This window comes from Streptomyces sp. NPDC012508, assembly GCF_042902595.1.
Classification (GTDB): domain Bacteria; phylum Actinomycetota; class Actinomycetes; order Streptomycetales; family Streptomycetaceae; genus Streptomyces.
Genome location: NZ_JBIBEO010000005.1, coordinates 148,705 through 163,118 on the forward strand (window position 1 = coordinate 148,705; position 14,414 = coordinate 163,118).

Here is a 14,414-nt window from a genome sequence, read left to right on the forward strand (position 1 = left end):
CCCACAACGGGGGGACCAGGGCGGGCACCGCCCATCGGAACAGACACCCACAGCAGGGTCCCGGAAGGTACCCACCTGGCTCTGGGCCCTGCCCCCCGTCGTCGTGCTCGCGCTCGTGTTCCTGTACCCCCTGGCTCTCGTCGTCCAGGAGTCCCTCGCCCCCGGTGCCTACGCCGACGTCTTCGGGTCCGAGGCCTTCCAGGACGCGCTCGTCACCACCGTGTGGCTGGCGGTCGGGGCCACCGTCGGGTGTCTCGTCCTCGGGTTCGTGCTCGCGCTCGTCATCGCGTTCGTGCCGTTCCCCGGGGGGAAGGCGGTGTCGAAGTTCATCGACGTCTTCCTCTCCTTCCCCTCCTTCCTCATCACCCTCGCGCTGCTCTTCCTCTACGGCACGGTCGGCATGGCCAACGGGCTGTGGACGGACGTCACGGGAGCCGAGTCGGGGCCCTTCCAGTTCCTGACCACGCCGTGGGGTGTCCTCCTCGCCGAGATCACGTACTTCACGCCCTTCGTGATGCGTCCGCTCCTCGCCGCGTTCTCGCAGATGGAGACCGCCCAGCTGGAGGTCGCCTCCTCCCTCGGGGCGAAGCCGCTGCGGATCATCCGGCGGGTGATCCTGCCCGAGGCGCTGCCCGCGCTCGCCGCCGGAGGAAGTCTCGTCCTGGTCATGTGCCTGAACGAGTTCGGGATCGTCCTCTTCACCGGCGCCAAGGGCGTCACGACCCTCCCGATGCTCGTCTACGGCAAGGCCATCCTCGAATCCGACTACGCCGCCGCCTGTGTCGTCGCCGTCGTCAACGTCGCGATCTCCGTGGGCCTCTACGGCCTCTACCGGGTGGTGAGTCGTCGTGTTGGTGCATAGCCGTACGGGAAGGTGGACGGCCTGGACCCTCTTCGCGGTCCTGTTCGTCCCGCTCTTCGCCCTTCCGCTCCTGGTGATCGTCGCCGCGTCGTTCTCCACGAACTGGTCCGGGGCCTTTCCCTCCGGGCCGACCGCGGAGCACTACACGGCCGCCGTGCGCGGCGAGTCGCTCCAGGCGCTGACCACCAGCCTGGTCACCGCCGTCACCGCCAGTCTGCTCGCGCTGACCGTCGGCGCCTGGGCGGCGCTCGCCGCCAACTCCCTGCGGAAGAAAGGCCGTCGCTTCCTCGACGCGCTGTTCATGCTGCCGGTCGCCGTGCCCTCGGTTGTCGTCGGTCTCGCCGTGCTGGTCGCCTTCTCGCAGCCGCCCGTGCTTCTGAACGGCACGCGCTGGATCGTGATCCTCGCGCACACCGTTCTTGTCACGGCGTTCGCCTATCAGTCGGTTTCGGCGGCCATCCTCCGTCTCGACCCGATGTACGAGCAGGCGGCGGCCAGCCTCGGCGCCCGCCCCGCGTACGTCCTGCTCCGGGTGAAGCTGCCGCTCCTGCTGCCGTCGCTCAACGCGGCAGCCGGGCTCTGTTTCGCCCTGTCCATGGGCGAGTTGAGCGCCACCATGATGCTCTACCCGCCGGACTGGCTGCCGCTGCCGGTGCTGATCTTCACCGCCACCGACCGCGGTTCCCTCTTCACCGGCTCGGCGCTCGCCGTGGTCCTCATGGCCACGACCCTGCTCGTCCTGCTCGCCGTCTCCCGTATCCGTACCAAAGCGTCCTACCGCTAAGTCACCCAGGAGAGAACGACGTTATGCGTACCTCGTCCACGATCATCAAGCCGATCGCCGCCCTCACCGGCTGCCTCGCCCTCGCCGCCGGCCTCACCGCCTGCGGCGGTTCCTCCGCCGCCTCCGACGAGAAGGTCGTCACCGTCTACAGCGCGGACGGCCTCAAGGGCGAGAAGGGCGACGGCTGGTACGACAAGGTCTTCGCCGACTTCGAGAAGGAGACCGGCATCAAGGTCGAGTACGTCGAGGGCGGCTCCGGCGAGATGGTGCAGCGCGCCGTCCGCGAGAAGAACAACACGCAGGCCGATGTCATCGTGACCCTGCCGCCCTTCATCCAGCAGGCCGACTCCAAGGGGCTGCTCCAGGCGTACACCCCGAAGGGCTCCGAGCAGGTCAGCGGCGCCGACAAGGCCGACGACGGCAAGTGGACCTCCGTCGTCAACAACTACTTCGGCTTCATCTACAACAAGCAGCAGCTGAAGGAGGCCCCCAGGACCTGGGAGGAGCTCCTCGACGCGAAGTACAGGAACAAGCTGCAGTACTCGACCCCCGGTGTCGCGGGTGACGGCACGGCCGTCGTCATCAAGGCGATGAACGACTTCGGCGGCCAAGAGCCGGCGATGGAGTACCTGAAGAAGCTCCAGGCCAACAACGTCGGCCCGTCCTCCTCCACGTCCAAGCTCGCCCCGAAGGTCGACAAGGGCGAGATCCTCGTCGCCAACGGCGACGTCCAGATGAACTTCGCCCAGTCGAAGTCCATGCCGAACCTCGGCATCTGGTTCCCGGCCAAGGACGGCGCCGAGCCGACCACCTTCGCCCTGCCGTACGCCGCAGGCCTGGTGAACAAGGCCCCGCACACCGAGAACGGCAAGAAGCTGCTCGACTTCATGCTCGGCGAGCAGGCCCAGCGCGAGGTCAGCTCGATCGGCGGCGGCTTCCCGGCCCGTAAGGACATCAAGGCGACCGACGCCAACGCGATCGAGCTGGCCAAGCTGATCGAAGGCGTCGAGATCTTCGAGCCCGACTGGGCCGACATCGACAAGAACCTGACCACGTACGTCGACGCCTGGAAGACGGCCACCGGAAGCTAACCGCGGGCTTCCAAGAGTTCACCGCACGGCCCCTGGAATCCCTCCGCATGTAGCGGAAAGATAACGGGTACGGACCAACGCCCCCGAGGAATCGGGGGCGTTGACGCGTCCTCGCACTCTCCTCGCACCCTCCTCGTCCCCCTTCCACGGAGGATCCAGATGCCGATCACCGGCATGTCCACGGCCCTGTCCACCGGCGTCTCCCGCCGCACCGTGCTCGCCGCCGCCGGTGCCGGCGCGGCCCTCGCCGCCGCGGGCGCGGCCACCGCGCCCGCCGCCCACGCCGCCACCGCCGCCGCCCCCACGCTCCCGAACGGCACCAGCAAGGACAAGGTGCTCGTCGTCGGCATGGACGGCCTGCGCCACGACCGGATCGACGCGGCCAAGGCCCCGACCCTCAAGTCCCTGATGGCGAACGGCACGTACGGCCTGTCGCTGCTCTACGCCAACCCGATGGCCGCCACCTCCTCCGGCCCCGGCTGGTCGACCATCTCCACCGGTGTGTGGCCCGACAAGCACGGCGTGAAGGACAACACCTTCGCCGGCAAGAACTACGCCAAGTACCCGGGCTTCCTGGCCCGTCTGAACCAGGTCCGCCCCGGCCTCTCGCTCTTCGCCGCCGTCGACTGGCCCGAGCTCGACACGCACGGCACGGTCACCCCCGGCGCCGACGCCAAGCTGGTCTACAACAACAACTACGTCGTCAACGACAAGATCATCACGGACGCCACCGAGGACATCCTCCGCAACCAGAACCCGGACGTCCTCTTCGTCTACTTCGGCGAGACCGACGAGATGGGCCACTCCTACGGCGCCGCCAGCCAGAAGTACCTCGACGCCATCGACGTCCAGGACGGCTACCTCGGCCGCCTCCTCGCCGCGATCAAGGCCCGCCCGTCGTACGCCACCGAGCGGTGGACGGTCATCGTCACCACCGACCACGGCCACACCGACGGCGGAGGCCACGGCGGCTCCGCCATCGAGGAGCGGCGCACCTTCGTACTGGCCCAGGGCCCCGGGATCGCCGCCGGCGCCCGCCCCATCGACACCCGCCTCGTCGATGTCGCCGCCACCGTCTTCCACCAGCTCGGCATCGTGCCCGACGCGTCCTGGGGCCTGGACGGCAAGCCGATCCAGCAGCGCTCCACCGACCCCTTCGACGCGCTGCACTCGTCCCTCTCGGGCCGTGTCGACGAGACCGGCATCCCGGCCGGACTCCTCGGCTTCACCCACACCGCGCCGAGCGGCTGGTCGGTCATCAACAACGCCATGGGCACCGGCGGCATGACGGAGTGGCGCGGCTGGGCCTTCGCCACCGACGAGTTCTGGTCCCGGACCCAACGCGACCAGGCACGTGAGCTCAACATCCGCTCCCGTGGCGTCTTCGCCGTCGCCGACTCCGACGAGTGGTCCGACAAGACCTTCTCCGGTACGTACGACTCGACGCTCGTCACCCCCGCGTACGACGTCTCCGGAAAGACGCGGGCGACCCTGGACTTCACCACCTTCTACCGCCAGGAAGGCAGCCAGACCGCCCAGGTCCAGGCGGTCTTCAACGGCGGCACGCCGACCGTCGTCAAGAGCTACGCCGCCGACGTGATCTCCCAGCCGCAGTCGCTCACCGTGAACGTCCCCTCCGGGGCGTCCAGCGTGAGCTTCCGCTTCCGCTACACCGGGTCCAACAACTGGTACTGGGTGATCGACGGGGTCAAGGTCACGACCTCTTGATTAGGCTGGGGGCGTCGCCACAGCGCTGTCGCGGCGCCCCCAGCACACCGCACGATTTCTGTACGGCAGGAGTCCCCGCACATGGCAGAGCGCAAGCCGATCGAATCCTGGCTCACCGACATGGACGGAGTCCTCATCCACGAGGGTGTCCCGATCCCCGGCGCCGACGCGTTCATCAAGAAGCTGCGGGAAACAGGGAAGCCCTTCCTGGTCCTCACGAACAACTCGATCTACACCGCCCGCGACCTGCACGCCCGCCTCGCCCGCATGGGCCTGGAGGTGCCGGTGGAGAACATCTGGACCTCGGCGCTCGCCACCGCCAAGTTCCTCGACGACCAGCGTCCCGGGGGCACCGCCTACGTCATCGGCGAGGCCGGCCTGACCACCGCGCTGCACGACATCGGCTACGTCCTCACCGACCACGACCCGGACTACGTGGTCCTCGGCGAGACCCGGACGTACTCCTTCGAGGCCATGACCAAGGCCGTCCGGCTCATCAACGCGGGCGCCCGGTTCATCTGCACCAACCCCGACGAGACCGGCCCCTCCCTCCAGGGCCCGCTGCCGGCCACCGGCTCCGTCGCCGCGCTGATCACCAAGGCCACGGGCAAGGACCCGTACTTCGCGGGCAAGCCGAACCCGCTGATGATGCGCACCGGCCTCAACGCCATCGGGGCCCACTCCGAGACCAGCGCCATGATCGGCGACCGGATGGACACCGACATCCTGGCGGGCCTGGAAGCGGGCATGCAGACCTTCCTGGTCCTCACCGGCCTGACGTCGCAGGCGGAGGTCGACCGCTACCCCTTCCGCCCCTCCAAGATCGTCAAGTCGATCGCCGACCTCGTGGACCGGGTGTAGGGCTGAGAAGCCGCTGGTCGGACGCCCGACCGGGCCCCTGCGGATGCGAGCGCGGCCGAACCGGGTGACCCTGCCTGTATCAGGAGGTCACGATGCGTTCAGGTTCCATTGCTCTCCGTGCCGCAGGGGCGGCCGCCATCCTGGTGCTGGCGCCCGCGGCCGGTACCGCCTTCGCCGGGGACGGCGTCAAGGCCACCGTCACCCCGTCCACCGCCAAGCCCGGCGCCGATGTCGAGGTCCGCGTCCAGGGCTGCAAGGGCACCACCGGCGCGGCCGCGTCCAAGGCCTTCGTGGCGGACGCCGACCTCACGGGCCGTGACGGCAGCGCCTTCGCCCTCCACGGCGACACCACGATCAGGTCGGGACTGGCGAGCGGCACCTACAAGGTCAGCGTGACCTGCGACGGCCGTGAACACCGTGACGTCGGCGTGGTCCACGTCGAGAAGCACAAGCCGCAGCCCACGCGCCATCCCACGCACCATCCCACCCACGAGCCCACGCACGAGCCGACCCACGAGCCCACGCACCACCCGAGCCCGTACGCCCCGGTCCGGGCCGGTGGCGGCGGGGCGGCCGTGGCGGGCCAGGCCGCACCCCCCGTGGCGCCGGGTGTCGCCCAGACCACCAGCGCGAACGGCCTCGGCACCCCGTACACCCTGGTCGGCCTCGTGCTGGCCGGGATCGCCTCGGTGGCCGTCGCCGTCCGCAGCGCGCGGCGCCGCAGGGCGGGCGACTGAGGTGTCCGCCGGGTCCGCCGGGTCCCCCGGGTCCGGCAGCGGGAGGATGCTGACCGGAGTGGCCTGGGCGGTCCTGCTGCTCGGGCTCTGGCTCTGGGGCCGCGAGATCACCGAGGGCCCGGGTGGCGCCTCCGCCCCCACCGCCGGCGACATAGCCGCGGTCGGCCGCCCGGCCGGCGCGGCCCTGCCCCCGGCGCACCGGCCCCTGAAGCCCGCCGAGCCGCGACGGGTCGAGATCCCGTCGCTCGGGATCGCGGCGCCGGTCGTCGGGCGCGGCCTGGACAGTACGGGGGCGGTGGACCCGCCGCCGTACGAGATGCCCCACTCGGTCGGCTGGTTCCGCACCGGCACCCAGCCCGGCGCGGAGGGCGCGGCGCTCTTCGTCGGCCATGTCGACACCGAGACCACACCCGCCGTCTTCTACGGGCTGAGCTCGGCCCGCCCGGGTGCCACGGTCAAGGTGACCCGGACGGACGGCTCGGTCGCCGTCTTCACGGTGGACGATGTGCAGGTCTTCCCCCGGGAGCGCTTCGACGCGCGGAAGGTGTACGGGCAGCGCGAGGCGGACCGGGCAGAGCTGCGCCTGATCACGTGCGGAGGGACCTTCGACCGCGAGTCCGGTACGTACACGGCGAACGTGGTCGTGTCCGCGTACCTCACGGGGGCGACGGGGGCGACGAGCGCATCCGGCGGGACGGGGCCGGCCGGGGCGTGACGGTTCGGACGTGATCGTTCGGGGCGTGACGGTTCGGGTCGTGACCGTTCGGGGTGTGATCGTTCGGGCGTGACCGTTCGGGGCGTGGCCGCCGCGGGGGGCGGGTTCGGCCCGGGCCCGGCCGACGGGCATCTGATCGTCGGGTCCGTCCGGCGGACCACGCGCCCGTTCGGCCGGGCCGGTCCTCGACCGCGGGCGCACGGGCTGCGGGAGAAGCCCGGCGCCGCCGCGGGAGGTTCGGATTCCGCAACTCTAGAACGGGCGTCCGGCCGGGGTCCGGAAAACCTCCCCGACACGGTGAGATCGACCGGTTTTGCACGGTCCGAGGCGGCGTGCACACGGTTCAACCTGGCACCAGCGGAGGGCGGTTGGAGGTGCGGGAGCGCCCGGAAACGATCAAGACCCCCTCACCGCTGGTGAGGGGGTCTTGACTCTGCGTGCGCCGCCAGGGACTCGAACCCCGGACCCGCTGATTAAGAGTCAGCTGCTCTAACCAACTGAGCTAGCGGCGCCTGCTGACCTGCATAACTGTACCCGACGTCCGAGGGTGCTCCCGACCATTACCGGTCCCTCCGGCCTGTCGGATGGTCGTATCAGGCCTTCGATCCGTCAAAATGCGATATGTCCGGACAGTTGAGACACTGGCGCCCGTGCACCAGCGCCAAAAGATCTTGACGAGTGTGGAGGGGATCGCATGAGCGTGCCGGTCTTCGAAGAATTCGAGCCCGCGGTCGACTGCGGCTGCGCGGGCTGCGCCCAGCAGCGGCGCGATCTCGCCCTTGGTCTGCCCGTACGGGCGGGGGGTCACCCGGCGGCGCACGGAGCGCGCCGCGCGCTGGTCCTGGTGACCGCGGCGGGAGTGGTCCTCGGCGGCGGGGGAGCGAGCGCGCTCGCCCAGCACCCCGACTCCACCACGCCCATCACTCCGGCGGACGTGACGACGGAGGTGTCGGAAACGGCGGGGGCGTCGGCGACGGCGGGGGTGTCAGGGACGCCGGGGGTGTTGGGGACTGCGGGGGGCGCCGCTGCGCCGGGGCCCGACACGCCGCAGGGGAGCGCGGGACCGCTGCACGGAGCGCCCGGACCTGGCCCGCAGCCGTCGCCCGACGCGACCCCGACGACCAGTCAGATCACCACCCAGGCCCTGCGGAAGACCACCCGTGCCCAGATCGTCAACCGGGCCAAGCGATGGGTGAACGCCAAGGTCCCGTACTCGATGGAGCGGTACTGGTCCGACGGCTACCGCCAGGACTGCTCGGGCTACGTCTCGATGGTGTGGAACCTGCGCGGCAACGAGTGGACCGGCAGCCTGGACCGTTTCGGGGAGCGGATCGACCGCAGCGAGCTCCAGGCCGGCGACATCCTGCTCTTCCACAACCCGGCCAATCCGACGAAGGGCTCGCACGTCACGGTCTTCGGCGGCTGGACGGACTACACGCACACGTCGTACATCGCGTACGAGCAGACCCAACCGCGCACGAGGCGGCAGGCGACGCCGCTGGCGTACTGGAAGAACTCCGACCGCTATGTGGCCTACCGCTACAAGGGCGTGATCAGCGGCGGCAGCGGTGGTGGCGTCGGCACCGCCGGTGGTGCTGGGGGTGCCGGTGGTTCCGGCGTCGCCGGTGGTTCGACCGCGACGGCGTATCCGGGTACGGCGATGTTCGGACCCGGGGCGAACAACGCGCATGTGACCCGGCTCGGGCGGCTGCTCGTGGAGCGCGGCGGCAAGAAGTACTACCGCCAGGGTCCGGGCCCGCGCTGGGGCGAGGCGGACCGCCAGGCGACGGCGGCGTTCCAGCGGGCGCAGGGCTGGAAGGGCAAGGAGGCGGACGGGATGCCCGGGCCGCACACCTGGCGCCTGCTGGTGACGGGCAAGGGCCGGACCATCGGCGGTTCGAGTGGTTCGGGGGGCTCGAGCGCGAATGTGGCGGGTTTCCCCGGGCGTGGCTACTTCCGTCCGGGCCAATCCAACGCATATGTGGAGAAGCTGGGCAAACAGCTGGTGAAGCGGGGCTACGGCAAGCACTACCTGTCGAGTCCCGGTCCGCGCTGGAGCGAGGCGGACCGTCGCAATGTCGAGGCGTTCCAGCGGGCACAGGGATGGCGCGGCGGCGCGGCCGACGGCTACCCGGGCCCGGAGACCTGGCGGCGCCTGTTCCGATGACCCCGAGAGCATGAGGTGGACCCCATGACCGCATCGACGCCACACCCCGACTCGGGCGCGGCGGCCAGCCGTGACGCGGCCCGCACGGCCCGCCGCCTGACGGCGGAGCCGCGCGGCCCGAGACCGTCGGCCCGCCCGCCGGAGCCGACGGGCGAGGCCGACGCGGCGTCGGGCACGACCACCGAGCCCGCCGGCCCGCAGGGCGCGGCCGCCGCGTCCGGTCCGGCGGCGGACACGGGCGCCCCGGCCACGCGGCCCACGCCGCCGTCGGCCGCTTCGACGCCCGGGGCCGAAGGACCGACGCCGCAGGACGCGGCTGGTGCGACGAGTTCGGCGCACGAGGCTGTGGGTCCGGCCCAGCAGGGCGCGGCTGCTTCGTCCGGTGCGGCGACGGCACCGGCGCCTGGTCTCGTGGACCCGGACCGGGGCACGGCTGCTTCGGCCGGTTCGGCGACGGCCCCGGGGGCGGAGGCCCGCTCCCCGGCCACCCGGGGCGCGGAGCCTTCGGACGGCTCGGCGCCGGCGCCGGGCGCCGGAGGGCCGGTCACGCCTGGAGCAGCGCCTTCGGACGGCTCGGGTCCGGTACCGGGGTCGGGTGCCGGAGGGCCAGTCACGCCTGGAGTGCCGCCTTCCGGCGGCGCGGCGCCGACGGCAGTGGCCGGGGCGTTCGGCCCGGTCACGCCGAGGGCATTGGCCGGCGCGAGCGCGGACGCTCCGGAGTTCCGCCCGGACGGTGCGGTGCGGGACGGCCTCGGTACGGTGCCGGGTGCTTCCGGTGGTCCGTCGAGCGCCCCAGGCGCCTTTGCCTCGAAGGCTTCTGAGGGGGCGTTGGCCGGCTCCTCGGCGCCGAGCGTCCCTGGCAGCTCGGACAGCGGGCCGCGCACGCCGACCGCTTCCGGCGCGCCGAACGCCGTGGGCGTCTCCGCCCCGGGCGCCCCCGGCGCGAGCCCTTCTCCCGGTCGACCGGCGGCGCCGGGTGCGGCGAACGGCGCGGCCGTTCCGCCGGGCGTGGACGCAGGGCCGCCCCGTACGCCGACTGCTTCCGGCGCGCCGAACGCCGTGGGCGTCTCCGCCCCGGGCGCCCCCGGCGCGAGCCCTTCTCCCGGTCGACCGGCGGCGCCGGGTGCGGCGAACGGCGCGGCCGTTCCGCCGGGCGTGGACGCAGGGCCGCCCCGTACGCCGACTGCCGGTGGGGGTTCCCAACCGGACGCGTCGGAGGCCAGTCCGTCGAGCGCCCCCGCCGCCACGGCCTCCGCCGCCCGCCCGGCGGCGCCGGGTGCGGCGAGCGGTGCGACCGGTCCCGCCGTCGGCCGCCCGTCAGTGACGGGTGCTGCAGGTGCGGCGCCTCGTCCGTCCAGCGCCTCGGGCGCTTCCGCGACCCAAAGCCGTACGCCGGGCGCGGGGGCCGCCCCCGGTGCGCCGGTGGGCAAGGCCGCCCTCGGCGGCACGACCGGTCAGTCGGGCGCCCCGGGCGCCCTGGGAACCCCGGGAGCTCTGGCGACCGCAGCCCCCGCGCCCGGCGCCCCGGCAACAGGGGCCGGTGCCCCGGGCGCCCCCGCCCCCGGCGCCCCGACCCCCGGTACTCCGGCCCCCGGCGTCCGTACACCCGGCACCCCGGCCCCCGGCACCCGTACGCCCGGCGCACCGGCCCCCGCCCGCCCTGTCCCCGGCGCTCCCGCCTCCACCCGGACCGAAACGGGCGCCCCCGCCTCCACCCGCACCGAAACCGGCGCCCCCGCCGCTCTCGCCCCCGCGCCGATCGATCCCCGGCGGATCGTCCGTGGGGACGTCGGGGTTCTCGCCGTGCCCGTCGTAGCCGAGGCTCGCGTCGCCGTGCGGCCCGGGGGCCGGCGGAAGAACGTGATCGGGGCCGAGACGACCGGGTCCATCCCCGTACACCTGCTCTTCCGGGAGGAGCCCGACGACGACGGCGGGCCCGCCACGGTCGCCATGCCCGCCACCGTCGCCCCCGCACCCGCCTCCGCCCCCGCCCCCAAGGCCGTCATCCCCGCCCCCACCCGACCCGAGCCCTCCCGCCCCGCACCCACCGCCGATCCCAAGCTCGTCGAGCGGGCCGGGGCCGTGCTGCCCGGGTGGATCGGGGTCGTCGCCGGGGCGCTCGCGCTCACCGCGTGCGCGGCCATCCTGTGGTGGGTCGGGGCCGTGCCGGACCAGCTCACGCACATGCTCCGGCTGCCCCCGCGTCCGTACCACGGCATCCATCTCGGCCAGTGGGCCCTGCTCGCCCTCGGGGTGCTGGCCGTCCTCTTCTCCCTCGGCGGTCTCGGCCGCGGCCGCGTCGGCTACGCCTGGGTCCTCACCCTCTTCGGCGACTACCGCGGCACGGTCCGCCGTACCGGCCTCGTCTGGGTCAGCCCCCTCCTCCTGCGCCGCCGCGTCGACATCCGACTCCGCCACTGGCGCAGCGAGCCGCTCTCCGCGGTCGACGCGAAGGGCACCGCGCTCCAGGTCGTCGTCCTCGTCGTCTGGCGCATCCGCGACACCGTCCGCGCCGCCCTCGGCGTCGACGGCCACGAGGAGTACCTGCGCGAGCAGGTCGAGGCGGCGATGGCCCGGGTCCTGTCCCAGCTCCCGGCCGACGCCTTCCACGAGGACGCCCCGACGCTGCGCGACGCGGAGGCCGTCGGGGAGGCCCTGACCCGGATGATCTCCGCGGAGTGCGCCCCGGTGGGGATCGACGTGTTCTCGGCGCAGCCGACGCGTATCGAGTACGCCCCCGAGATCGCGGCGGCGATGCAGCGCCGCAGGATCGCCGCGATCGACGCCAAGCACCGAGACAGCGTGCTGACCTCCGTCGTCGACGCCGTGGACGACGTGGTCCACCGGCTGACCACACGTGGTCTCGTCGAGCTGGACGACTACGAGCGCAAGGCGCTGGTCAAGGACCTGACGGTGGCGTTCTACACCGGCCGCACCGGGCCCGTGGAAGGCGCGTGACGGGTACGTGACTGGTATGGACATGCTCAACTTCCGTCAATACCTTGGTACTTGGTCTAGACCGGAATAGGCACTACCGCACAAGCGCAACAGCACCGATCGCGCGCACAGCACCACCCGCACGACAAGAACCACCCGCACGCGTGCAGCACGGCTCATCGAACTCCCCCACGTTCATCAGGAGCGACAGCATGCGCAAAAAGATAGGCGTGGCGGCGGTGGCGCTCGGCGTCGCCGGCGCCTCCCTCTTCGCCACGAGCAGCGCCAGCAGCCACGGGTACACCGACTCCCCGATCAGTCGTCAGAAGCTCTGCGCCAACGGCACCGTGACCAACTGCGGCAGCATCCAGTGGGAGCCGCAGTCGGTCGAGGGCCTCAAGGGCTTCCCGGGCGCCGGGCCCGCCGACGGCACGATCTGTGCCGGCGGGAACTCCCGGTTCTCCCAGCTCGACGACCCCCGGGGCGGCGCCTGGCCCACCACGCGGCTCACCGCGGGCCAGAGCCACACCTTCCGCTGGCAGTTCACCGCCCGCCACAGCACCACCGACTTCAAGTACTACATCACCAAGAACGGCTGGAACGGCAGCCAGAAGCTCACCAGGGCCTCGCTCGATCCCCAGCCGTTCCTCACCGTCCCCTACAACAACGCGCAGCCCCCGGCCACGCTCTCGCACTCCGGGACCATCCCGGCGGGCAAGTCCGGACGGCACCTCATCCTGGCGGTCTGGACGATCGCGGACACCGGGAACGCGTTCTACGCGTGCTCGGATGTTCAGTTCTGACGTAGCGTCAGTTACCGTCCGGTGCATGACCGAACCCACCGTGGCGGAGCTCGTGCGTCGGCAATGGGGCGACCACAGGGTCGGGCTGAGGACGGAGGACACGGTCCTCACCCATCACCAGGTCGCCGCCGGAGCCGCCGCACGGGCGGCACTTCTCGTCGATCTGCTGCCCCGGGGTGCCGAGCCGCACCTCGGGGTACTGCTCGACAACACGCCGGAATTCCCGCTCTGGCTGAGCGCGGCGGCCCTCGCCGGGGCCGCCGTCGCCGGCATCAACCCCACCCGGCGCGGCGCCGAGCTGGCCCGCGACATCGTCCACACCGACTGCCGGGTCCTGGTCACCCAGCGCGCGTACCTTCCCCTGCTCGACGGGCTCCCCCTGCCGGGCATACGCGTCCTCGTCACCGACACCGACGCCTACAAGGACCTGCTCGACCCCTTCGAGGGCGCGAAGCCGGGGGAGGTCACGGCCCGTCCGGTACGCCCCGACAGCCGGATGCTCCTCTATTTCACCTCCGGCTCGACGGGCGCCCCCAAGGCGGCGATCTGCAGCCAGGGCCGGCTCGCGGCCGCCGGCCGCTCGCTCGTCGACCATTTCGGCGTACGGCCCGAGGACGTCCACTACATCTGCATGCCGATGTTCCACGGCAACGCCGTCATCGCGGACTGGGCACCGGCTCTCGCCGCCGGGGCGGGCGTGGCGCTGCGCGACCGGTTCTCGGCCTCCCGCTTCCTGCCGGACGTCCAGGAGTTCGGCGCGACCTACTTCACGTACGTCGGCAGGGCGGTCCAGTACCTGCTGGCCACTCCGCCGCGCCCGGACGACCGCGCGCACCGGCTGCGGCTCGGCTTCGGTACGGAGGCGGGGGCCGTGGACGCGGCCCGCTTCGAGGTGCGGTTCGGCGCCCGGCTCGTGGAGGGCTACGGCTCCTCGGAGGGCGGCGCGGCGATCCAGCGGACCCCGGACACCCCGTCCGGCGCCATCGGGCGGGCCGCGCCGGGGGACGACCTGGCCGTCGTGGACCCGGCGACCGGCGAGGAGTGCGCGCCCGCCGTCCTCGCGCCCGACGGCCGGCTCCTCAACGCCTCCGAGGCGATCGGCGAACTCGTCAACCGCGGCCGGAACTCCTTCGAGGGGTACTGGCGCAACCCCGAGGCGGAGGCCGCCCGGCTGGGGCGGGGGCGCCCCCGGGCCGACGGCTCCGGGGGAGGCTGGTACTGGACCGGTGACCTCTTCTACCGGGACGCCGACGGCTTCCTCTGGTTCGCGGGGCGGGACGACGACCGGCTGCGCGTCGACAGCGAGAACCTCGCGGCGGCGGTGATCGAGCAGATCCTCTCCCGCTGGGAGCGCGCGGCGGGCGTCGCCGTGTACGCGATACCCGACCCGGTCGCCGGGGACCAGGTGATGACGGCGATCGCCCTGCGCGAGGACACCGCCTTCGACCCGGCCGCCTTCGAGGAGTTCCTCGCCGCCCAGCCCGACCTGGGCACCAAGATGCCCCCGAGGTTCGTACGGGTCGTCCCGAGGCTTCCGCTGACCGCCACGAACAAGATCCACCGCGTGGCCCTGCGCCGGGAGTCCTTCCTCTGCGAGGACCCGGTCTGGTGGCGCCCGGCGGCGGGGAGCCCGTACGAGCCCCTGACCCCGGACGCCCTCACCGGCCTCCGGGCCGCGTACGCCGCTCACGGCCGCTCACCCCGAGGCCCGGGCGGGGACCCCGGGTAG

11 protein-coding genes and 1 tRNA gene are annotated in these 14,414 nt (G+C 72.4%); 11 read left to right on the top strand and 1 reads right to left on the bottom strand.

Annotated elements, in window-relative coordinates:
- Positions 1 to 88 precede the first annotated feature (88 nt).
- The 7 genes from ACFY8U_RS18260 to ACFY8U_RS18290 all read left to right on the top strand — a co-directional run bounded on the left by ACFY8U_RS18260 (position 89) and on the right by ACFY8U_RS18290 (position 6,778).
- Positions 89 to 862: a 2-aminoethylphosphonate ABC transporter permease subunit gene (locus ACFY8U_RS18260; protein WP_389572066.1), complete on the top strand. Its 774-nt coding sequence runs from the start codon at positions 89 to 91 to the stop codon at positions 860 to 862.
- Positions 849 to 1,646, top strand: a complete 798-nt coding sequence (locus ACFY8U_RS18265; RefSeq protein ID WP_389571189.1) for an ABC transporter permease — start codon at positions 849 to 851, stop codon at positions 1,644 to 1,646. The genes ACFY8U_RS18260 and ACFY8U_RS18265 overlap by 14 nt, the downstream gene beginning before the upstream one ends.
- A gap of 23 nt (positions 1,647 to 1,669) precedes the next feature.
- Positions 1,670 to 2,737: a 2-aminoethylphosphonate ABC transporter substrate-binding protein gene (locus ACFY8U_RS18270; protein WP_389571191.1), complete on the top strand. Its 1,068-nt coding sequence runs from the start codon at positions 1,670 to 1,672 to the stop codon at positions 2,735 to 2,737.
- A gap of 159 nt (positions 2,738 to 2,896) precedes the next feature.
- Positions 2,897 to 4,465, top strand: a complete 1,569-nt coding sequence (locus ACFY8U_RS18275) for an alkaline phosphatase family protein (protein ID WP_389571193.1) — start codon at positions 2,897 to 2,899, stop codon at positions 4,463 to 4,465.
- Positions 4,466 to 4,546: 81 nt separating this feature from the next.
- Positions 4,547 to 5,326, top strand: coding sequence for an HAD-IIA family hydrolase (locus ACFY8U_RS18280; protein WP_361439595.1), 780 nt, complete (start codon positions 4,547 to 4,549; stop codon positions 5,324 to 5,326).
- A gap of 92 nt (positions 5,327 to 5,418) precedes the next feature.
- Entirely contained in the window at positions 5,419 to 6,063 is a 645-nt protein-coding gene (locus ACFY8U_RS18285) for a PT domain-containing protein (protein ID WP_389571195.1), read from the top strand.
- Positions 6,064 to 6,109: 46 nt separating this feature from the next.
- Positions 6,110 to 6,778: a class F sortase gene (locus ACFY8U_RS18290; protein ID WP_389571197.1), complete on the top strand. Its 669-nt coding sequence runs from the start codon at positions 6,110 to 6,112 to the stop codon at positions 6,776 to 6,778.
- A 438-nt stretch (positions 6,779 to 7,216) separates the two neighbouring features.
- Here the strand turns inward: ACFY8U_RS18290 and ACFY8U_RS18295 are convergent.
- Positions 7,217 to 7,290: transfer RNA gene (locus ACFY8U_RS18295), tRNA-Lys, on the bottom strand.
- A gap of 182 nt (positions 7,291 to 7,472) precedes the next feature.
- On the opposite strand from ACFY8U_RS18295, the gene ACFY8U_RS18300 reads away from it, so the two are divergent.
- The 4 genes from ACFY8U_RS18300 to ACFY8U_RS18315 all read left to right on the top strand — a co-directional run bounded on the left by ACFY8U_RS18300 (position 7,473) and on the right by ACFY8U_RS18315 (position 14,414).
- Positions 7,473 to 8,945 carry a peptidoglycan-binding protein gene (locus tag ACFY8U_RS18300; RefSeq protein ID WP_389571200.1) on the top strand — a complete coding sequence of 491 codons (1,473 nt, stop codon included), beginning with the start codon at positions 7,473 to 7,475 and terminating at the stop codon, positions 8,943 to 8,945.
- A 1,422-nt stretch (positions 8,946 to 10,367) separates the two neighbouring features.
- A complete protein-coding gene (locus ACFY8U_RS18305) occupies positions 10,368 to 11,903 on the top strand; it encodes an SPFH domain-containing protein (protein ID WP_389571203.1) in 1,536 nt (511 codons plus the stop codon).
- Between the two features lie 191 nt (positions 11,904 to 12,094).
- Positions 12,095 to 12,685 carry a lytic polysaccharide monooxygenase auxiliary activity family 9 protein gene (locus tag ACFY8U_RS18310; RefSeq protein ID WP_361439605.1) on the top strand — a complete coding sequence of 197 codons (591 nt, stop codon included), beginning with the start codon at positions 12,095 to 12,097 and terminating at the stop codon, positions 12,683 to 12,685.
- Between the two features lie 25 nt (positions 12,686 to 12,710).
- Entirely contained in the window at positions 12,711 to 14,414 is a 1,704-nt protein-coding gene (locus ACFY8U_RS18315) for an AMP-binding protein (protein ID WP_389571206.1), read from the top strand.